Origin of the sequence: Frondihabitans sp. VKM Ac-2883 (assembly GCF_015350875.1) — a bacterium.
Lineage (GTDB): Bacteria > Actinomycetota > Actinomycetes > Actinomycetales > Microbacteriaceae > Frondihabitans.
In genome coordinates this window covers 62916-80625 of sequence record NZ_JADKSF010000008.1, presented here as the reverse complement: position 1 = coordinate 80625, position 17710 = coordinate 62916, and the positions used below count along the sequence as shown (strand labels likewise).

The following is a 17710-nucleotide window of genomic DNA, read 5'->3' as shown; positions in this document are numbered from 1 at the left end:
CAGACCGAAGGATCCGACTGCTCAGCGACCCCACCGGAGGGCGGCGGTCTCGACAGGGGCGTCCCACAGCTCGGTCAACTCGTCGTCGAGTTTCGTGACGGTGATGGAGATGCCCTGCATCTCGAGGCTCGTCACGTAGTTGCCTACGAGGCTACGCGTGACCTCGATGCCTCTCTCGGCGAGCACGGAGGCGGCGTGGCGATAGACGATGTAGTGCTCGAGCAGTGGAGTACCGCCCATTCCGTTGACGAAGAGCAGCACTCGGTCACCCGATTCGAAGGGCAGGTCGTCGAGGATCGGCCCCAGCATCCGATCGACGATCGCGTCGGCGGGCTCCAACGCGATCCGCTCGCGGCCGGGCTCGCCGTGGATCCCGATGCCGATCTCGATCTCGTCGTCGCTCAGGGTGAAGCTCGGCTCCCCCGCGTGCGGCACGATGCCTGCTGCCAGGGCCACACCCATCGTGCGGGTCACCGAGTTCACCTTCGTCGCCACGGCAGCTACGGCATCGAGGTCGTCGCCCCGTTCCGCCGCGGCTCCGGCGCACTTCTCCACGACGACGGTGCCGGCGACACCGCGCCGCCCAGCGGTGAACAGGCTGTCTTTGACGGCGACGTCGTCGTCGACGATCACCGAGACGACGCGGATTCCCTCGGCGTCGGCGAGGTCGGCGGCGGTCTCGAAGTTCAAGACGTCGCCCGTGTAGTTCTTCACGATGTGCAGCACGCCCGCGCCGCCGTCTGAGGCGATCGTGGCGGCGACGATGGGGTCGGGTGTGGGCGAGGTGAACACCGGACCGGGCACGGCGGCGGTGAGCATTCCGTGGCCGACGAAGCCCGCGTGAAGCGGCTCGTGGCCGGAGCCACCGCCGGAGACGATGCCGACGTGCCCCTGCGTCGCTCCCCCCGCGCGGACGACGAACAAAGGATCCGGCGAGACCGTCACCAGGTCGGCGTGCGCCAGCCCGAATCCCTCGACGGATTCGTCGACGACGTTCTTCGGATCGTTGATGAGCTTCTTCATTGAAGGCCTCCAGGCTGCGGGCGACACGCCGTGACGTGCGCCACGACAGGGGGTGTTGCCCCACCGTAGCCTTCTTCTAACGGACACAGCCAGACACGAAACAAAGTCCGAGGGTGTTTGTATCGGAATGCCTCGGCACAGCGCTACTGTGTTGACACACGCTCACCGCAGAGCACCCAGCAGGGGAGTTTCTGCCTAGACGACATAAGGACGGTCGAAGTGGATCTGGGAACAATTTTTCTCTCCGAAACGGTGGGAACCGCAATGCTCCTGCTCCTGGGTGGTGGCGTCGTCGCGAACGTCGCTCTCGTCAAGAGCAAGGGCTTCAACGGCGGAACGCTCATGGTCAACTTCGGCTGGGGCCTCGCGGTCTTCGCCGGAATCCTGGTGTCGTACAAGTCGGGTGCCCACCTGAACCCGGCCGTCAGCATCGCGCAGCTCATCCTCGGGAACATCGACTTCCCGCAGTTCCTGATCTACGTCCTGGCGCAGATGGTCGGTGCCATCATCGGCGCCGTGCTGGTGTACCTGGCCTACAAGAACCACTTCGATGAGGAGCCCGAACCGGCTGCCAAGCTCGGCGTGTTCTCGACCGGCCCGGCGATCCGCAGCTACGGCTGGAACTTCGTGACCGAGGTCATCGCGACCTTCGTGCTCGTCTTCGTCATCATCGGTATCGGCAACGGCAAGTCGCCTTCCGAACTCGGCGCTCTCCCCGTCGCACTGCTCGTGGTCGGTATCGGCGCCTCCCTCGGTGGCCCGACCGGCTATGCGATCAACCCCGCGCGTGACCTCGGCCCGCGCATCGCCCACGCCTTCCTTCCCATCAAGGGCAAGGGTGGCAGCGACTGGGGCTACGCCTGGGTTCCCGTCGTCGGCCCGCTCGTCGGTGGCGCTCTCGCCGCCTTCGCGTCGATGGCCCTCCTCCCCATGGCCTGACACGGGCCTCACAGACTAAGGACGGGTGATTTCGCGAGAGTGAGGTCACCCGTTCTTTTCGCCTCGACACCTCTCCATCAGCTTTCTCTGCAGCATCCATCAACGACGAAGGAGCACCACTAGTGAGCGACGACTACATCCTCGCAATTGACCAGGGCACCACCTCGAGCCGCGCGATCGTCTTCGATCACTCGGGCTCGATCGTGTCGACGGGTCAACTCGAGCACGAACAGATCTTCCCCCGCGCCGGCTGGGTCGAGCACAACCCCAAAGAGATCTGGGAGAACACCCGCGAGGTCATCGGCCAGGCGCTCAGCCGTGCCAACATCACGCGGCACAACATCAAGGCCGTCGGCATCACCAACCAGCGTGAGACCGCTGTTGTCTGGGATAAGAACACCGGCGAGCCCGTGTACAACGCGATCGTCTGGCAAGACACCCGCACGCAAGAGATCGTGGATCGCTTTGCGAAAGACGGCGGGGTCGAGCGTTTCAAAGACATCGTCGGTCTCCCCCTCAGCACCTACTTCGCCGGAACGAAGATCGTCTGGATCCTCGAGAACGTCGAGGGTGCCCGCGAGAAGGCGGAGGCGGGCGATCTCCTCTTCGGTACCACCGATACCTGGGTGCTCTGGAACCTCACCGGCGGAGTCGACGGCGGCGTGCACGTGACCGACGTGACGAACGCCTCCCGCACCCTGTTCCTCGACCTCGAGACCCTCGAGTGGCGCCAAGACATCCTCGACGTCTTCGGCGTCCCGGCCTCCATGCTCCCCGAGGTCAAGTCGTCGTCCGAGATCTACGGCTATGCCTCCTCGTCCTCGCTCCTCCGCGAAGTGCCTATCGCGGGCATCCTCGGCGACCAGCAGGCCGCCACGTTCGGCCAGGCCGCGTTCGACAAGGGTGAGTCGAAGAACACCTACGGCACCGGTAACTTCCTGATCTTCAACACCGGTGAGGAGAAGGTCAAGAGCGAGAACGGCCTGCTCACGACCATCGGGTACAAGCTCGGAGACGGCCCGACCCACTACGCCCTCGAGGGGTCGATCGCAGTGACAGGCTCCCTCGTGCAGTGGCTGCGAGACAACCTGGGGCTGATCTCGTCGGCTCCCGAGATCGAGACGCTGGCCGCAACCGTCGACGACAACGGCGGGGCCTACTTCGTACCGGCCTTCTCCGGGCTCTTCGCTCCGTACTGGCGCTCCGACGCCCGCGGAGCCCTCGTCGGCCTGACTCGGTACGTGAACAAGGGTCACATCGCCCGCGCGGCACTCGAAGCGACCGCCTACCAGACCCGCGAGGTGCTCGACGCGGTCAATGCCGACTCGGGCGTCGATTTGACCGAACTCAAGGTCGACGGCGGCATGACCGCGAACAGCGTTCTCATGCAGTTCCAGGCCGACATCCTGGGCGTTCCCGTCGTCCGCCCGGTGGTCGCCGAGACCACCGCGCTCGGAGCCGCCTACGCCGCTGGCCTCGCCGTCGGCTTCTGGGCGAACCTCGACGACCTCCGCGCCAACTGGCAGGAAGACGCCCGCTGGACCCCGTCGATGGACGAGGCCGAACGCGACCGTCAGATCCGACTCTGGAAGAAGGCGGTCACGAAGACCTTCGACTGGGTCGACGAAGACGTGAACTAGCGCGCTGACCCGAGAGACACAGAGAAAGCCCCGTCAGGATCCACCTGGCGGGGCTTTCTGCCTGCGGTCACGCCCGCGTGGCGGCCACCCACTCCGCGAGCTTCGCGGTCGCACGCCCACTGTCGACGGCGTCGGCGGCGACCACGAGCTGCTCGCGGAAGCGTTCGGCGATGGGTCGATCGCGCTGGGCCGGATCCTGGGCCAGTCGGAACGAGACCAGACCGGCCGCCGCGTTCAGAAGCACGATGTCGCGCACCGCGCCCCGCTCCCCCGCCAACGTTCGACGGGCCACCTCGGCGTTGTGCTCGGGGTCTCCGCCGAGAAGGTCGTCGATCCGGGAGCGAGGAATTCCGAGCTCGAGCGGATCGAGGTCGTGCTCGGTCACCGAGCCGCCCGAGATCTCCCAGATGTGGCTGTGGCCGGTGGTGGTGAGCTCGTCGAGACCGTCGTCGCCGCGGAACACCAGAGCCGTGGCGCCGCGGGTCTGGAACACACCGACCACGAGGTTGACCTTGGAGGCATTGGCCACACCGACCGCACTCGCCTCGGGCCGTGCTGGGTTCGTGAGCGGACCGAGAAAGTTGAACACGGTCGGCACGCCGATCTCGCGACGAGTGGCGGCCGCGTGCTTGAAGCCCGGGTGGAACGCCGCGGCGTACGCAAAGGTGATGCCCACCTCACCCAATACCGCGGCGACACGCGCGGGGTCACGATCGAGATCGATTCCGAGAGCACTCAAGACATCAGACGACCCCGATGAGGAGCTCGCGGCCCGATTGCCGTGCTTGATCACCGGCACTCCGGCCGACGCCACGACGATCGAGGCCATGGTGGAGACGTTCACCGTGCCGAAACGATCTCCGCCGGTACCCACGATGTCGACCCCCATGGTGTCGACGGCGAGGGGCAACGCGTGCGCCAGAATCGCGTCACGGAAGCCCACGATCTCGTCCACGGTCTCGCCCTTGGCACGCAGGGCGATGAGGAACGCGGCGAGCTGCGAGTCGGTCGCCTCGCCCACCATCACGCGCTCCATGGCCCAGGTGGCATCGGCGATCGAGAGGTCGTTCCCCTCCAGGAGGGAATCGAGAAGACGGGGCCACGAGAGTGCGTTCGACATGGCTCTCAGCTTACTGAGCGGCTTCTTTCAGATATCTCGTCATCGAGACTGGCAGTCTGTGGAGGCGAAATTCTCGGCGGTTTATCGGCCATAATGAACCTGTGACAAGTACCTCTCTCTCGAGACCTTCAGGCGGACCGGTTGTCAACCGGCCCAGCACCGCTGCCGTAGGCACCATCGTCTGGCTCGGAAGCGAGGTGATGTTCTTCGCCGGGCTCTTCGCGATCTACTTCACCTTGCGGAGCACCTCTCCCGAGCTCTGGGCCTCCCAGACCGAGAAGCTGGACGTTCCGTTCGCCGCCTTCAACACCATCACCCTGGTGCTGTCGAGCGTCACCTGCCAGTTCGGTGTCTTCGCGGCGGAGCGCCTCCAGGGCAAGCGCACCGGCAAGCTCTTCCAGGTCTCCAAGTGGGGCCTCGTCGAATGGTTCTTCCTCTCGTATGCCATGGGCGCCGTGTTCGTGTCTCTCCAGATGTACGAATACACGAACCTCATTTCCGAGCACGTGACGCTGCAGTCGAGCGCCTACGGCTCCGCCTTCTACCTGACTACCGGCTTCCACGCCGCGCACGTCACCGGCGGTCTGCTCTGCTTCCTCTTCATCATCGGTCGCGCCTACGCGGTGAAGAACTTCGGTCACCGGGAGGCCACGAGCGCCATCGTGATCTCGTACTACTGGCACTTCGTCGACGTCGTGTGGATCGGCCTGTTCCTGGTCATCTACATCCTCAAATAGGCATTGGATCCCCTGCTCCCCATGAAGATCTCTCCCTCAGCAAAGCTCGCTTCGTCAGCGACAAAGGGCGCCCGCAAATCGGCCGGCGCCAAGTCGAAGCGAACGGGTCGCCGGTCTCCCCTCGCGACCGTCTCGCTCATCGTCGTGGGCCTCCTCACCACGGGTGGCGCTTACGCGCTGTTCACGTCGACCGCCACCGCCGAGACCAGCACCTCCAGCAACTCGCAGGCCACGGTCAACGAGGGTAAGAAGCTCTTCGCTGCGAACTGCGCCACCTGTCACAACGTCAATGGTTCCGGCACCGAGGCCGGACCGAGCCTGGTCGGCGTCGGCGAGGCGTCGGTCGACTTCCAGGTCGGAACAGGGCGCATGCCCGCGGCGGCGAATGGCCCGCAGGCGCTGAAGAAGCCCGTGCAGTTCACCAACGAAGACATCCAGGCGATGGCCGCTTACGTTGCCTCGCTCGGCACTGGTCCGTCCGAGCCCGAGACGAAGTACCTCCAGGCCAACGGCGACACCGCCAAGGGTGCCGAGCTCTTCCGCATCAACTGCGCCATGTGCCACAACGTGGCCGGCGCCGGCGGAGCGCTCACGCAGGGCAAGTTTGCGCCGGCACTCAAGGGCGTCACCTCGAAGCACATCTACGAGGCCATGCTCACGGGCCCGCAGAACATGCCGGTGTTCAACGACCTGAACATCACTCCTCAGGAGAAGGCCGACATCATCACCTACCTGAAGTACCTCGAGAAGAACCCTTCTCCCGGTGGCTTCGAGTTGGGCAACCTCGGTCCGGTCTCTGAGGGTCTGTTCATCTGGATCTTCGGTCTCGGCGCCATCGTGGCGATCACCGTGTGGCTGACGGCCCGCTCGAACTAGCAGCATCATCCCCGGGCTCTCTAGGCCCAGAGTCAACGATTTATAGAGTGAAGAGCTCACCGAAAGGCAGCACCATGGCAGATCACGACGACGAGACCCCCCAGGCGGGCTCGGCTGTCGAGAAGAGCGAGCCGCTGAAGGTCTCCGCCGGCACGGCGGTCATCCCGACGGATCCCTTCGAGAACCCGGGTGAGCCCGCGCACCACCTTCGCGTCACCGACATCGACCCGGTCGAAGAGAAGAAGGCGGCCCGCCAGGTCTCCACTCTGTTCTTCGCCTCGATCGTGTTCAGCTGCCTCGCGGTGGCCGCCTACATCGCGTTCCCGATCACCCCGGGCGACACCGGCTCGATCCGGCTGAACAACCTCTTCCTCGGTCTCGGTATCGCACTCGGCCTCCTGGCCATCGGCATCGGTGCCGTTCACTGGTCGAAAACCATCATGCCGGCGCGCGAAATCACCGAGATGCGCCACGGCACCCGTGGCTCCGACGCAACTCGCGCCAAAGCCGCTGAAGTCTTCGAACTCGGTAACAAAGAGTCCGGTTTCGGCCGACGCAGCCTGATCCGCAACAGCCTCTTCGGTGCGCTCTTCGCCTTCATCCTTCCTGGCGTGGTCATCTTCCGCGACCTTGGCCCCAAGGTCGACCCCAATGTCGTCCTGCGGCATACACTCTGGAAAAAGGGCATGCACCTCACCCTTGACCCTTCCGGCACGCGCATCAAGGCTGCCGATGTGACCCTCGGTTCGGCCTTCCACGTGATCCCGGAAAGCCTGCTCGAATCCGAAGATCTGCTCGAAGAGAAAGCCAAAGCCGCCGTCCTCGTCATGCGGCTCAACCCCGACGACCTCAATGAGCCCGAGGGTCGCGAGAACTGGCAGTACAACGGAATCGTTGCCTACTCCAAGATCTGCACTCACGTCGGATGCCCGGTCGCGCTGTACGAACAGCAGACCCACCACCTGCTCTGCCCCTGCCACCAGTCGACGTTCGACGTCACCGACAACTGCAAGGTCATCTTCGGCCCGGCCTCTCGGCCGCTCCCCCAGCTGCCCATCACGGTCGACGCCGAAGGCTACCTCGTGGCTCAGAGCGATTTCCACGAGCCCGTAGGCCCGAGTTTCTGGGAGCGTGACCGCGCATGATCACCACCACCACAACAACCGAATCCCAGCCCACCAGCTACGCCGAACAGGGCAACGCCCCGGTTCGACCGGCCAAGGGCATGAAGTTCATGGGTGCCGCCGCCAACTACGTCGACGAGCGCACCAGCATCTCCGGACTCGTCAAAGAGGTCGGTCGCAAGATCTTCCCCGACCACTGGTCGTTCATGCTCGGCGAGGTCGCGCTCTACAGCTTCGTCGTCATCCTGCTGTCGGGTACGTTCCTGACCTTCTTCTTCCAGCCGTCCATGGCCGAGGTCACCTACAACGGCTCGTATGTGCCGCTCAAGGGAATCGATATGTCGGCGGCGATGCAGTCGGCGCTGAACATCTCGTTCGACATCCGCGGTGGTCTCCTGTTCCGCCAGATCCACCACTGGGCGGCGTTGCTCTTCATCGCGGCCATCGGCCTGCACATGCTGCGCATCTACTTCACCGGTGCGTTCCGCAAGCCCCGCGAGATCAACTGGTTCATCGGCTTCGTCCTGTTCATCCTGGCTCTCGCCGAGGGCTTCACCGGCTACTCGCTCCCCGACGACCTGCTGTCCGGTAACGGTCTGCGGATCATCGACGGAATGGTCAAGGGCATCCCCGTCATCGGCGTCTGGATCAGCTACCTCCTCTTCGGTGGAGAGTTCCCCGGTACCGCGGTGGTCAGCCGCCTCTACTCGCTGCACATCATGTTGCTGCCGGCTCTCCTGATCGCCATGCTCGGCGCTCACCTGCTCCTGCTCGTCATCAACAAGCACACGCAGTTCGCTGGCCCCGGCAAGACGAACAACAACGTCGTCGGCGTTCCGGTCATGCCCGTCTTCGCCGCGAAGGCCGGTGGGTTCTTCTTCATCGTCTTCGGTGTGATCGTGCTGATCGCCTCGCTGTTCACGATCAACCCGATCTGGAACTACGGCCCGTACGACCCCTCGCCCGTCTCCGCCGGTACCCAGCCTGACTGGTACATCGGGTTCGCCGACGGTGCTCTGCGTCTCGCACCGCCGCACTGGGAAGTCGTCTGGGGCGGATACACCGTCTCGTTCAACATCCTCGTGCCGATCGTCGTGCTGATGGGTCTGCTCGCCACCGTTGCCTTCTATCCCTTCATCGAGGGTTGGGTCACTGGCGACAAGCGGGAGCACCACATCCTCGACCGCCCGCGCAACGCCCCGACCCGTACGGCGATCGGTGCCGCTCTCATGACGCTGTACGCAGCGCTCTGGGCCGCAGCTTCGTCCGACCTCATGGCGACTCACTTCAAGCTGTCGCTGAACCAGGTGATCCACGTCATGCAGTTCTTGACGGTGATCGGTCCGTTCATCGCCTTCTGGATCACGAAGCGGGTCTGTCTCGCACTGCAGAAGAAGGATCGCGAGATCGTTCTTCACGGTCACGAGTCGGGTCGAATTGTCCGCCTCCCCGGCGGCGAGTACATCGAGGTCCACGAGCCGCTGACCGACTACGAGCGCTGGAACCTCGTCAGCTACAACGAGTACGAGCCGCTCATGGTTCGGCCGAATGCCCGTGGTGTCGTGACTCCGGTCGAGCGCATCCGTGCATCCGTGTCGGGTTTCTTCTTCGAAGATCGCATCTCGCCCGTTACCAAGGCCGAGATCGAGGCCGCGCACCACGACTCGCACGCCGAGATCGATGGCGGCCCCGGCGGCAAGCACTAGCAGCTCCGCTCCCCCGAAACCCGCTCGCACCCTCCGGTGCGGGCGGGTTTCGTCGTGTTGCGGCGCGATGGTCGATTGTTGGGGCAGTCGCGCTTCGGGCGCAGGACGCGCTGCTCCGCATCCGAGGCCCGTGGGCGGGCGCACTCCTAGTCGCGTTTTGCGGGTCTAGTCGCGCGATTTCGCGACTAAACGTGCGAAACGCGACTAAGAGCCATGCCGCCATGCCGTCGGGCCGCCGCGAATGAGGTGCGACGCCATCGTCGGTTGAGGGGGGCCAACGTGAGATCCTGCTGAAGGCACCATCTCAGGGCAACCCCGCTAGCCGTGCCCTTGGCTAACCGAATCACGCATGGCTAACCGCAAAAACAGTTAGTCGTGCGTGAAACGGTTCGTGACGTACCGCGAGCCCCGTGTGGTCTCGTCAAATTCGGCAAGCGCGAGCCCTGCCTCATCACGCGCGCGATGACGGAGCCGCTATAGCAGGCGATTTGTCAGCGGTGCTTCGGCGGGGCGGGCGAGGTGCTCGGCAGGAGCCCGCCAGCGCAGGACGGCCCCAGGGGGCCGCAGGATCCGGCAGACGTCGCCAGGCCCGTCGCAGCCGGCCAGAGCCCGTCTGCCGGATCCTGCGGCCTCTCGTGCCACTCGCCGCCTCTAGCTCACTCCGTGATCGCAGCCCGGCTCACCATCCGTCCGCACTGGCTCATGTCGACTGGTGGGCACCCCGCGGGCACTCACTGGCGCGGAGGTTCAACGCCCGTGGCGCAGGACCCTCCACAGCCGTCGCAGTCACCCTCTACCTCCGGTCATCATGGCCTCTGGACGACTCGGGCGGTTAGGAGCGCCTCCGAGGCGCCTAGCAACCCGGGCGTACACGAAAGCGGGGCACCACCCGAAGGTGGTGCCCCGCTCGGCGCGAGACGCGTTAGTGGTGCTTAGTGCTTGTAGACGCCGCGGTAGTTCTCGTAGACCCAGCCGACGAGAGCAATCGCCGTGAGGGCGACACCGAAGAAGATCAACCAGATTCCGACGGCGAGCGACAGGAAGACGATCGTGCAACCGGCGGCCAGGAAGATGGGCCACCAGCTGAACGGGTTGAAGAACCCGATCTCGGGGTCGCCGTCGTCGATGTTCGCGTCGAGGCGGTCTTCGGGCAGTTCACCCGACTGGGCGAAGTGCGACCGGTTCATGTAGTAGCCGAGGAACACCGACATGATGCCGGCCAGGCCAATACCGAGGGTTCCCGTCCACTCCACCTTCTGGAATTCAGTCGACAGGAGACTCCAGACGGTGTAGCCGGCGTCGGCCACGAAGAAGAAGACCGCGAGGATCCAGAAGATGTTCGATTGGGCTCTCATTGCCGGACTACTTTACTTTCTCGTCAGAAGCGTCGTACGTGGGGGCGTCAGGGGCGTCTTTCAACGGACCCACACCGACGGGGAGACCCGCCTCGGGGTGGTTCAGATCGAATGCCGGAGACTCCGAACGGATGCGCGGGATCGACGTGAAGTTGTGACGCGGCGGCGGGCACGACGTGGCCCACTCGAGCGAACGCGAGTAACCCCAGGGGTCGTTCACGGCCACCTTCGGAGCAACCCGAGCGGTGATGTAAACGTTGTAGATGAACGGCAGCATCGAAACGCCGAGGAGCATGGCACCCACCGTCGAGAGCTGGTTCATCCACTCGAAGCCGTCTTCGGGCTGATAGGTCGCGTACCGACGCGGCATACCCATCACGCCGAGCCAGTGCTGAATCAGGAACGTGGTGTGGAACCCGACGAAGAGGAGCCAGAAGTGGATCTTGCCGAGACGCTCGTTGAGCATTTTGCCCGTCCACTTCGGCCACCAGAAGTAGAAGCCGGCGAACATGGCGAAGACGACCGTACCGAACACCACGTAGTGGAAGTGCGCCACCACGAAGTAGGAATCGGACACGTGGAAGTCGAGAGGAGGCGATGCCAAGATCACACCGGTCAGACCACCGAACGTAAAGGTGATGAGGAACCCGATCGCCCAGAGCATGGGGGTCTCGAACGTGATCGAGCCGCGCCACATGGTGCCGACCCAGTTGAAGATCTTCACGCCGGTCGGTACCGCGATGAGCATCGTCATCAGCGAGAAGAACGGCAGGAGCACGGAACCCGTGACGTACATGTGGTGCGCCCACACGGTCACCGACAGAGCAGCGATCGCGATGGTCGCGTAGATGAGGGTCTTGTACCCGAAGATCGGCTTGCGGCTGAAGACGGGGAAGATTTCGGAGACGATGCCAAAGAACGGCAGCGCGATGATGTAGACCTCGGGGTGGCCGAAGAACCAGAAGAGGTGCTGCCAGAGGATGGCACCGCCGTTGGCGGGGTTGAAGACGTTGGCATCAAAGACTCGGTCGAAACCGAGGCCGAAGAGGGCCGCTGCGAGAACCGGGAAGGCCATGATCACGAGGATCGACGTGACGAGGGTGTTCCACACGAAGATCGGCATGCGGAACATGGTCATGCCCGGGGCGCGCATGGTGATGATCGTCGTGATGAAGTTGACGCCACCGAGGATTGTCGAGAACCCGGTCAGGGCGAGACCGAAGACCCAGAGGTTTCCGCCGAGCCCGGGAGTGAAGGTCGTGTCGGAGAGCGGCGCATAGGCGAACCAGCCGAATGATGCCGCACCCGCCGGGGTGAGGAACCCGGCGATGACCACGATGGCACCGAAGAAGTACAGCCAGAACGCGAAGCCGTTCAGACGCGGGAACGCGACGTCGGGCGCACCGATCTGAAGCGGCATGATCGCGTTCGCAAAGCCGGAGAAGAGCGGAGTGGCGAACAGCAGCAACATGACCGTGCCGTGCATGGTGAAGAGCTGGTTGTACTGCTCTTTGGTCTGAAGGATGTCGACACCGGGCGCGAAGAGTTGCGCTCGGATGACGAGAGCCATCACTCCCCCGATGAGGAAGTAGATGAACGAGGTGATCAGGTACATGTACCCGAGGACCTTGTGGTCGGTGGAGGTGATCCACCGGACGACGACGTTGCCCTTACGGCCGACGCGCGTCGTGTTGAAGTTCTGCTGTGACGATTGACCGCCGGTCGCAGGACGGGTTGCAGTGGCTGAGCTCATCGAATGGCCTTACTTGCTCGAGGTGCTGTCGGTGCCTGCGGCGACCGGGGCCTTGTTGTCGGGTTCGTTGGTGTTGGTGTTGTACTGGTCGCCCAGGTCACCCACGTTCCCCTCGGTACGGAGCGTGTCGAGATAAGCCTGGTAGTCGGCCTTCGACTCGACCTTCACGTTGAAGAGCATGAGCGAGTGGTACTCGCCGCACAGCTCCGCGCACTTACCCGTGAAGGTGCCCTCTTTGAGAGGGGTGAAGTACTCGTAGTTCGTCTTGCCCGGGATCATGTCTTTCTTGTAGAGAAAGTCGACGACCCAGAACGAGTGGATGACGTCGCGAGACTTGAGTTCGATCTTGATGGTCTCGCCGACGGGGAGGTGCAGTGTAGGCAGCTTGGACTCGTCGACGTTGCCGTCGCCGAGCTCCTGCGCCTGGATGCCCTGGTAGTAGACACTGTTCGCCTTGTTGGCGGTGTCCATGTAGTTGAAGTCCCATGCCCAACGCTTGCCGTAGACCGTGATGGTCTGGTCGGGGTTGGCCGTTGGCTTCTCGATGTCAGCCTGGTCACGGGCCGTGAAGAAGAAGAAGCCGAGCACGAGGAACAGCGGCACGATCGTGTAGAAGATCTCGATCGGCATGTTGTAGCGCAGCTGGACGGGGAGGCCCGTGTCAGCCTTCCGGCGGCGGTACACGACGACTGCCCAGATGATCAGCGCCCAGGTGATGAGACCCACTCCGAGGAGAACGATCCAGGAGGTGACCCAGAGACCGATGGTGGCGTTGACGTGGTTAGTCGTGCCGCGCTCCGTCGGGAGCCATCCCATCATCTGCTGCTCGGTGCAGCCCGACAGGGCAAGGATCGAGACTGCAGCCACGGGAATGGCTGCGAGTCGGAGACGACGTTTTGAGCGCACTGTTACCTCTCGGATGACTCAACTGTGGGGCGCGCTCCATTTCGTCACCAGGCCCGAGGGCTCACAGTAAGAAACGGAACATGCTTAGCCTACTCGCAGGCTGGGGGTGCTTCCGCCGCTCGCTCCCGCGGTTCGCTCGATGTGGAGACGAAAAAACGAAGGGGAACCATTCGTCTGAATGGTTCCCTTTCGTTCACTGTGAGCCAAGTGCGCGAAGCCTTCACGCGGGCGATTCGGCCGCCTGGTAACCCCTAGTGGAAGGAGTCGCCACACGCGCAGGAACCCTGCGCGTTGGGGTTGTCGATCGTGAAGCCCTGCTTCTCGATGGTGTCTTCGAAGTCGATCGAAGCGCCATCGAGGTAGGGGACGCTCATCTTGTCGACGACGACCTCGACACCCTCGAAGTCGACCGTGGCGTCGTTTTCGAGCAGACGCTCATCGAAATAGAGCTGGTAGATGAGCCCCGAGCAACCACCGGGCTGGACGGCGACGCGCAGACGAAGATCGTCGCGGCCCTCTTGTGTGAGGAGGTTCTTGACCTTGGTCGCGGCAGCATCGGTGAGACCGATGCCGTGGGCCTTGGTGTCGACGGGTGTGGTGAGTGTGTCGGTCATGAGTGCCTCCTTCGAGAGCGGAATGTGCACGAGTGCACGACTGAGTTGATTCTAATCCTCGTTGGTTCGGCCGTCGAGCCTCGCGAGCAGGAGAGCCTCGCTGAGAATTGACCGGTGGAACACGCCCAAGTGCTGAGATTCGTTCGGGCTGTGAGCGCGGGTGTCGGGATCTTCCACACCGGTGACCAGGATCTGCGCTTCGGGGAACACCTCGGCGAGATCGGCGATGAACGGAATCGATCCGCCGGCTCCGACCTGGAGCGGTGCCGCACCCCAGCCCTCCTCGAGAGCCTGCAGGCCCTCGGCCACTCCCCAGCCGGACGTGTCAACGAGGAACGCGTTACCGCGGTCGACGTCGTCGATCTCGACGTGCGCACCGAAGGGAGCGTGCGCGCGCAGGTGCGCTTCGAGAGCGTCGAACGCCGAAGCCGCCGTCTGCCCGGGGGCGACCCGGGCGCTGATTTTGACCGAAACCTCCGGGCTGAGGGTGTTGGAAGCGTTGAGCACGCTAGGCGCATCGATGCCGGTGACCGTGATCGAGGGCTTCGACCAGAGACGGCTGAGGATGTGGCCGGTGCCGATCGGCGAGACGCCCTCGAGAAGGCCGGTCTCTTCGCGGAGCTGGGATTCGGGATAGTCGGGGTAGTCGCCCTCACGAGAGGTAAGACCGGCGACTGCGACGGATCCTTCGTCGTCGTGCAGGGTTGCCAGGAGCTTGATCATGGCGAGCATGCCGTCGGGGACCGCTCCCCCGTTCATGCCGGAGTGCGAAGCGTGCGACAGCGTCGAGACGGTCAGCTTGAACGTGACGTTGCCGCGGAGACCGACGGTGAGCCCGGGGACGGTCGTCGAGGGGTTGTCGGCGTCGGCAACGATGATCAGGTCGGCCGCGAGTTCGTCGCGATGCTGCGCGAGGAAGTTCGTGAACGAGCGGGAGCCGAACTCCTCTTCGCCCTCGATGAAGACTACGACGCCGACGTTGAGGTCGTCGCCGAGTACCTCGTGGACCGCTCGGAGGGCCGCCACGTGCGTCATGACGCCCGCCTTGTCGTCGGAGGCACCGCGCCCGTAAAGCCGATCGCCGCGGACCGTGGGTTCGAACGGCGGGGTCTCCCACAGCTCAGCCCGTCCTTCGGGCTGGACATCGTGGTGGGCGTACAGGAGGACGGTGGGCCGGCCGTTGCGGGCGGCTCGCGTCGCGAGGACCGCGGGGTGACCGAGCACGTCGCCCTCAATCGGCGCACGACTCGTCTTCACGCTGTCGAACAGTCCTGTCGACTCGACGAGCGCGGCGACGGCCTGCGAGCTCGCCACGACGTTCTCGGGCTCGAAGCTGTCCCACGAGACGCTCGGGATCTTCACGAGCGTCGACAGATCGGCGATGGAAGACGGAAGAGCCGCGTGGACGCTTTCTCGCAGCTTCCCTGCGAGTTCGGCGTCGGTCGGCTCGATGGGGTAGGAGGTCTCGGTCATGACAGGTAATCTTAGGTACTCCGACGAACTTGCAAGGATCACTCGTGGCCAAGGCACCCATCATCTCCCCTGACAACTCGGCGTCGAAGACGACATCCGAGTTCACCACCGCGGTCGACTCTCCGGTCGGCAAGGGTCGACCGACTCCCAGCCGCAAAGAGCGCGAGGCCGCCAACCGTCGACCTCTCGTCCCCGTCGGCAAAGAGGCCCGCAAAGAGCAGCGCGGACGCGTCGCCGAACAGCGCAACCGGGCTCGCATCGGGCTCGCGAACGGCGAAGAGAAGTTCCTGCCCGCCCGAGACAAGGGCGAACAGCGCAAGTACGTCCGCGACTACATCGACGCTCGCTGGAGCGTCGGCGAGGCCATGATCCCGATCATGGTGATCGTGATCCTCCTCAGCCTGATCCCCGCCGCCTCGGCGTTCACGCTCATCGCCCTCTGGGGTTTCTTCGTCTTCGCGATCATCGACTGCCTCCTCGTCGGCCAGCGGATCCGCTCCAAGCTGGCCGCCGCTCACGGCGGTGCCGACAAGGTCGAGTCCGGCCTGCGCTGGTACGCCGCGATGCGCGCGCTGCAGATGAAGCCGATGCGCCTGCCGAAGCCGCAGGTCAAGCGGGGCGAGTTCCCGACGGCGTAGGGCCGCGCGGGCTTTCACAGGGCCAAAGACGAAGGATCCGGGGGCACGTGCCCCCGGATCCTTCGTTTTTGGCCCTGTCAGCGCCCAGCGCCCTACTTGCTGCGATTCCGCCGTAGTTCGCGCAGCCCGCGGTTGATCTGTCTCGCCCACAGCGGCCCTCGATAGAGGAATGCCGTGTAGCCCTGCACCAGGGTCGCTCCGGCGTCGATTCGCTCTTGGACGTCGGCGGCCGTCTCGACCCCTCCGACGCTGATCACGCAGAGGTCGCTCGGCACGCTGGCGCGAATAACTCGCAGCACGGCGAGGGAGCGGGCCGCGAGCGGTGCTCCCGACAGGCCGCCGGCCCCCGCCTTCGCGATCACCGATGGGTCGCTTGCCAGCCCCTCGCGGGACAGCGTCGTGTTCGTGGCGATGATTCCGGCCAGGCCGAGTTCGACGACCAACTCGGAGACGCGGCGTACGGCATCGTCTTCGAGATCGGGAGCGATCTTGACCAGCACGGGCGTGGTACCCGCCGCATCGCGGACCGCGGTGAGGAGAGGCGACAGCTTGTCGAGCTCTTGCAGGCCGCGGAGCCCGGGGGTGTTGGGCGACGACACGTTGACGGCCAGGTAGTCGGCCAGGGGTGCGAGGAGGCGCGTCGATACGAGATAGTCGTCGACGGCGTCATCGACCTCGACCACGCGGCTCTTGCCGATGTTGACGCCGATCACCGGGCGATTGCGCAGGTGTCGGGCGCGACCGACCTCGCCGGCGGCCTTGACCGCGCCGCCGTTGTTGAAGCCCATGCGGTTGATGACCGCCCGGTCGTCGACGAGCCGGAACAGGCGCGGACGGTCGTTGCCCGGCTGCGGCTTGGCCGTGACGGTGCCCACCTCGACGTGACCGAACCCCAGAACTCCGAGACCGGCGATGCCCTTAGCGTCTTTATCGAAACCGGCAGCGACACCGAACGGCGAGGAGAAGGTGAGCCCCAGCGTGTCGACGCGCAACGACCGGTGAGGCCCGGTGGAACGCCGCACAAGAGACGCCACCACGGGGCTCACGGGAAGGAGCTTGATGAAGCGGAATGCGAAGTGATGGGCGTTCTCAGGATCCATGCGCACAAAGACCGTACGGAAGATCAGGTCGTAGAGGCCCTTGCGGTCGTGCTGGCTCATTCGTCGCCCGATGCCGTGGTCGCGGTGGCGTGATCTTCGCGAAGAGTGCGGATGGACGCCTCGAAGTCGTCGAGCGAATCGAAGGCCTGATACACGCTGGCGAAACGCAGGTACGCGACCTCGTCGAGCTCTCGCAACGGCGGGAGAATGGCCAAGCCGACCTCGTTCGCGTCGATCTGCGAGGCACCACTCGCGCGGACCGCCTCTTCGACCTTCTGAGCCAGCTGAGCGAGGTCGCCGTCTGTCACGGGTCGCCCCTGGCACGCCTTGCGCACACCCGAGATGATCTTCTCGCGGCTGAACGGCTCGAGGACTCCGTTGCGCTTGATCACAGAGAGGCTCGCGGTCTCGGTCGTGGTGAAGCGACGACCGCAGTTCGGGCACTGCCTCCGACGGCGGATCGACGTGCCGTCGTCGCTCGTGCGGGAGTCGACGACTCGGGAATCGGGGTGACGGCAGAAGGGGCAGAACATGATGCTCAAGCTTATTGGTGCGACGCGTGTCGCGGAGCCGGACCTCGACAAGCTCGGCCACCCGGCACTGCGACACGCGCCGCGCCCGAGCTTATGGGTGCGACGCGTGTCGCGGAGCCGGACCTCGACAAGCTCGGCCACCCGGCACTGCGACACGCGCCGCGCCCGAGCTT

16 protein-coding genes are annotated in these 17710 nt (G+C 64.5%); 7 read left to right on the top strand and 9 right to left on the bottom strand.

What is annotated here, in order from left to right; all coding sequences use genetic code 11:
- Positions 1-21 precede the first annotated feature (21 nt).
- Positions 22-1023 carry a dihydroxyacetone kinase subunit DhaK gene (dhaK, locus tag ITJ49_RS14520; protein WP_055957583.1) on the bottom strand — a complete coding sequence of 334 codons (1002 nt, stop codon included), beginning with the start codon at positions 1021-1023 and terminating at the stop codon, positions 22-24.
- A gap of 219 nt (positions 1024-1242) precedes the next feature.
- Between dhaK and ITJ49_RS14515 the strand changes: the two genes are divergently transcribed.
- Together ITJ49_RS14515 and glpK are read left to right on the top strand one after the other, a co-directional pair.
- Positions 1243-1962 (top strand): MIP/aquaporin family protein, encoded by a 720-nt coding sequence (locus ITJ49_RS14515; RefSeq protein WP_194606308.1) that lies wholly within the window; start codon positions 1243-1245, stop codon positions 1960-1962.
- Positions 1963-2084: 122 nt separating this feature from the next.
- Positions 2085-3602, top strand: a complete 1518-nt coding sequence (gene glpK / locus ITJ49_RS14510; protein ID WP_055957577.1) for a glycerol kinase GlpK — start codon at positions 2085-2087, stop codon at positions 3600-3602.
- A gap of 67 nt (positions 3603-3669) precedes the next feature.
- Here glpK and trpD read toward each other — a convergent pair whose 3' ends face one another.
- Positions 3670-4722, bottom strand: a complete 1053-nt coding sequence (gene trpD, locus ITJ49_RS14505; protein ID WP_194606307.1) for an anthranilate phosphoribosyltransferase — start codon at positions 4720-4722, stop codon at positions 3670-3672.
- Positions 4723-4823: 101 nt separating this feature from the next.
- Here trpD and ITJ49_RS14500 point away from each other — a divergent pair, with 101 nt between their 5' ends.
- From ITJ49_RS14500 to ITJ49_RS14485, 4 genes are all read left to right on the top strand, one after another.
- A complete protein-coding gene (locus ITJ49_RS14500) occupies positions 4824-5459 on the top strand; it encodes a heme-copper oxidase subunit III (RefSeq protein ID WP_084815852.1) in 636 nt (211 codons plus the stop codon).
- 21 nt (positions 5460-5480) lie between these two features.
- Positions 5481-6335, top strand: a complete 855-nt coding sequence (locus tag ITJ49_RS14495; RefSeq protein ID WP_123943708.1) for a c-type cytochrome — start codon at positions 5481-5483, stop codon at positions 6333-6335.
- A gap of 74 nt (positions 6336-6409) precedes the next feature.
- Entirely contained in the window at positions 6410-7480 is a 1071-nt protein-coding gene (locus ITJ49_RS14490; RefSeq protein WP_055961778.1) for a ubiquinol-cytochrome c reductase iron-sulfur subunit, read from the top strand.
- Positions 7477-9165 carry a cytochrome bc complex cytochrome b subunit gene (locus ITJ49_RS14485; RefSeq protein WP_370544538.1) on the top strand — a complete coding sequence of 563 codons (1689 nt, stop codon included), beginning with the start codon at positions 7477-7479 and terminating at the stop codon, positions 9163-9165. The genes ITJ49_RS14490 and ITJ49_RS14485 overlap by 4 nt, the downstream gene beginning before the upstream one ends.
- Before the next feature lie 932 nt (positions 9166-10097).
- On the opposite strand, the gene ITJ49_RS14480 is transcribed toward ITJ49_RS14485, so the two are convergent.
- The 5 genes from ITJ49_RS14480 to ITJ49_RS14460 all read right to left on the bottom strand — a co-directional run bounded on the left by ITJ49_RS14480 (position 10098) and on the right by ITJ49_RS14460 (position 15266).
- Positions 10098-10520, bottom strand: coding sequence for a cytochrome c oxidase subunit 4 (locus ITJ49_RS14480; RefSeq protein WP_055957571.1), 423 nt, complete (start codon positions 10518-10520; stop codon positions 10098-10100).
- A gap of 7 nt (positions 10521-10527) precedes the next feature.
- Positions 10528-12273 (bottom strand): cytochrome c oxidase subunit I, encoded by a 1746-nt coding sequence (ctaD, locus tag ITJ49_RS14475; protein ID WP_194606306.1) that lies wholly within the window; start codon positions 12271-12273, stop codon positions 10528-10530.
- Between the two features lie 9 nt (positions 12274-12282).
- Positions 12283-13179: a cytochrome c oxidase subunit II gene (gene coxB / locus ITJ49_RS14470; RefSeq protein ID WP_055957565.1), complete on the bottom strand. Its 897-nt coding sequence runs from the start codon at positions 13177-13179 to the stop codon at positions 12283-12285.
- 251 nt (positions 13180-13430) lie between these two features.
- A complete protein-coding gene (gene erpA, locus ITJ49_RS14465) occupies positions 13431-13793 on the bottom strand; it encodes an iron-sulfur cluster insertion protein ErpA (protein ID WP_194606305.1) in 363 nt (120 codons plus the stop codon).
- 51 nt (positions 13794-13844) lie between these two features.
- Entirely contained in the window at positions 13845-15266 is a 1422-nt protein-coding gene (locus ITJ49_RS14460; RefSeq protein ID WP_194606304.1) for a dipeptidase, read from the bottom strand.
- A 44-nt stretch (positions 15267-15310) separates the two neighbouring features.
- Here ITJ49_RS14460 and ITJ49_RS14455 point away from each other — a divergent pair, with 44 nt between their 5' ends.
- The gene (locus tag ITJ49_RS14455) at positions 15311-15904 is read left to right on the top strand and encodes a DUF3043 domain-containing protein (RefSeq protein ID WP_370544537.1); all 594 of its coding nucleotides are present in this window, start codon (positions 15311-15313) and stop codon (positions 15902-15904) included.
- Between the two features lie 92 nt (positions 15905-15996).
- On the opposite strand, the gene ITJ49_RS14450 is transcribed toward ITJ49_RS14455, so the two are convergent.
- On the bottom strand, positions 15997-17064 hold the full coding sequence (locus ITJ49_RS14450) for a quinone-dependent dihydroorotate dehydrogenase (protein ID WP_194606303.1): 1068 nt from the start codon (positions 17062-17064) through the stop codon (positions 15997-15999).
- A complete protein-coding gene (gene nrdR / locus ITJ49_RS14445; RefSeq protein WP_055957553.1) occupies positions 17061-17537 on the bottom strand; it encodes a transcriptional regulator NrdR in 477 nt (158 codons plus the stop codon). The genes ITJ49_RS14450 and nrdR overlap by 4 nt, the downstream gene beginning before the upstream one ends.
- Between the last annotated feature and the right edge of the window lie 173 nt (positions 17538-17710).

Bases quoted from the DNA above. Each gene is read 5' to 3' on its own strand.
- dhaK (WP_055957583.1), bottom strand. From the start codon at position 1,023: ATGAAGAAGCTCATCAACGATCCGAAGAACGTCGTCGACGAATCCGTC.
- trpD (WP_194606307.1), bottom strand. From the start codon at position 4,722: ATGTCGAACGCACTCTCGTGGCCCCGTCTTCTCGATTCCCTCCTGGAG.
- ITJ49_RS14495 (WP_123943708.1), top strand. From the start codon at position 5,481: ATGAAGATCTCTCCCTCAGCAAAGCTCGCTTCGTCAGCGACAAAGGGC.
- ITJ49_RS14490 (WP_055961778.1), top strand. From the start codon at position 6,410: ATGGCAGATCACGACGACGAGACCCCCCAGGCGGGCTCGGCTGTCGAG.
- ITJ49_RS14485 (WP_370544538.1), top strand. From the start codon at position 7,477: ATGATCACCACCACCACAACAACCGAATCCCAGCCCACCAGCTACGCC.
- ITJ49_RS14480 (WP_055957571.1), bottom strand. From the start codon at position 10,520: ATGAGAGCCCAATCGAACATCTTCTGGATCCTCGCGGTCTTCTTCTTC.
- ctaD (WP_194606306.1), bottom strand. From the start codon at position 12,273: ATGAGCTCAGCCACTGCAACCCGTCCTGCGACCGGCGGTCAATCGTCA.
- erpA (WP_194606305.1), bottom strand. From the start codon at position 13,793: ATGACCGACACACTCACCACACCCGTCGACACCAAGGCCCACGGCATC.
- ITJ49_RS14460 (WP_194606304.1), bottom strand. From the start codon at position 15,266: ATGACCGAGACCTCCTACCCCATCGAGCCGACCGACGCCGAACTCGCA.
- ITJ49_RS14450 (WP_194606303.1), bottom strand. From the start codon at position 17,064: ATGAGCCAGCACGACCGCAAGGGCCTCTACGACCTGATCTTCCGTACG.
- nrdR (WP_055957553.1), bottom strand. From the start codon at position 17,537: ATGTTCTGCCCCTTCTGCCGTCACCCCGATTCCCGAGTCGTCGACTCC.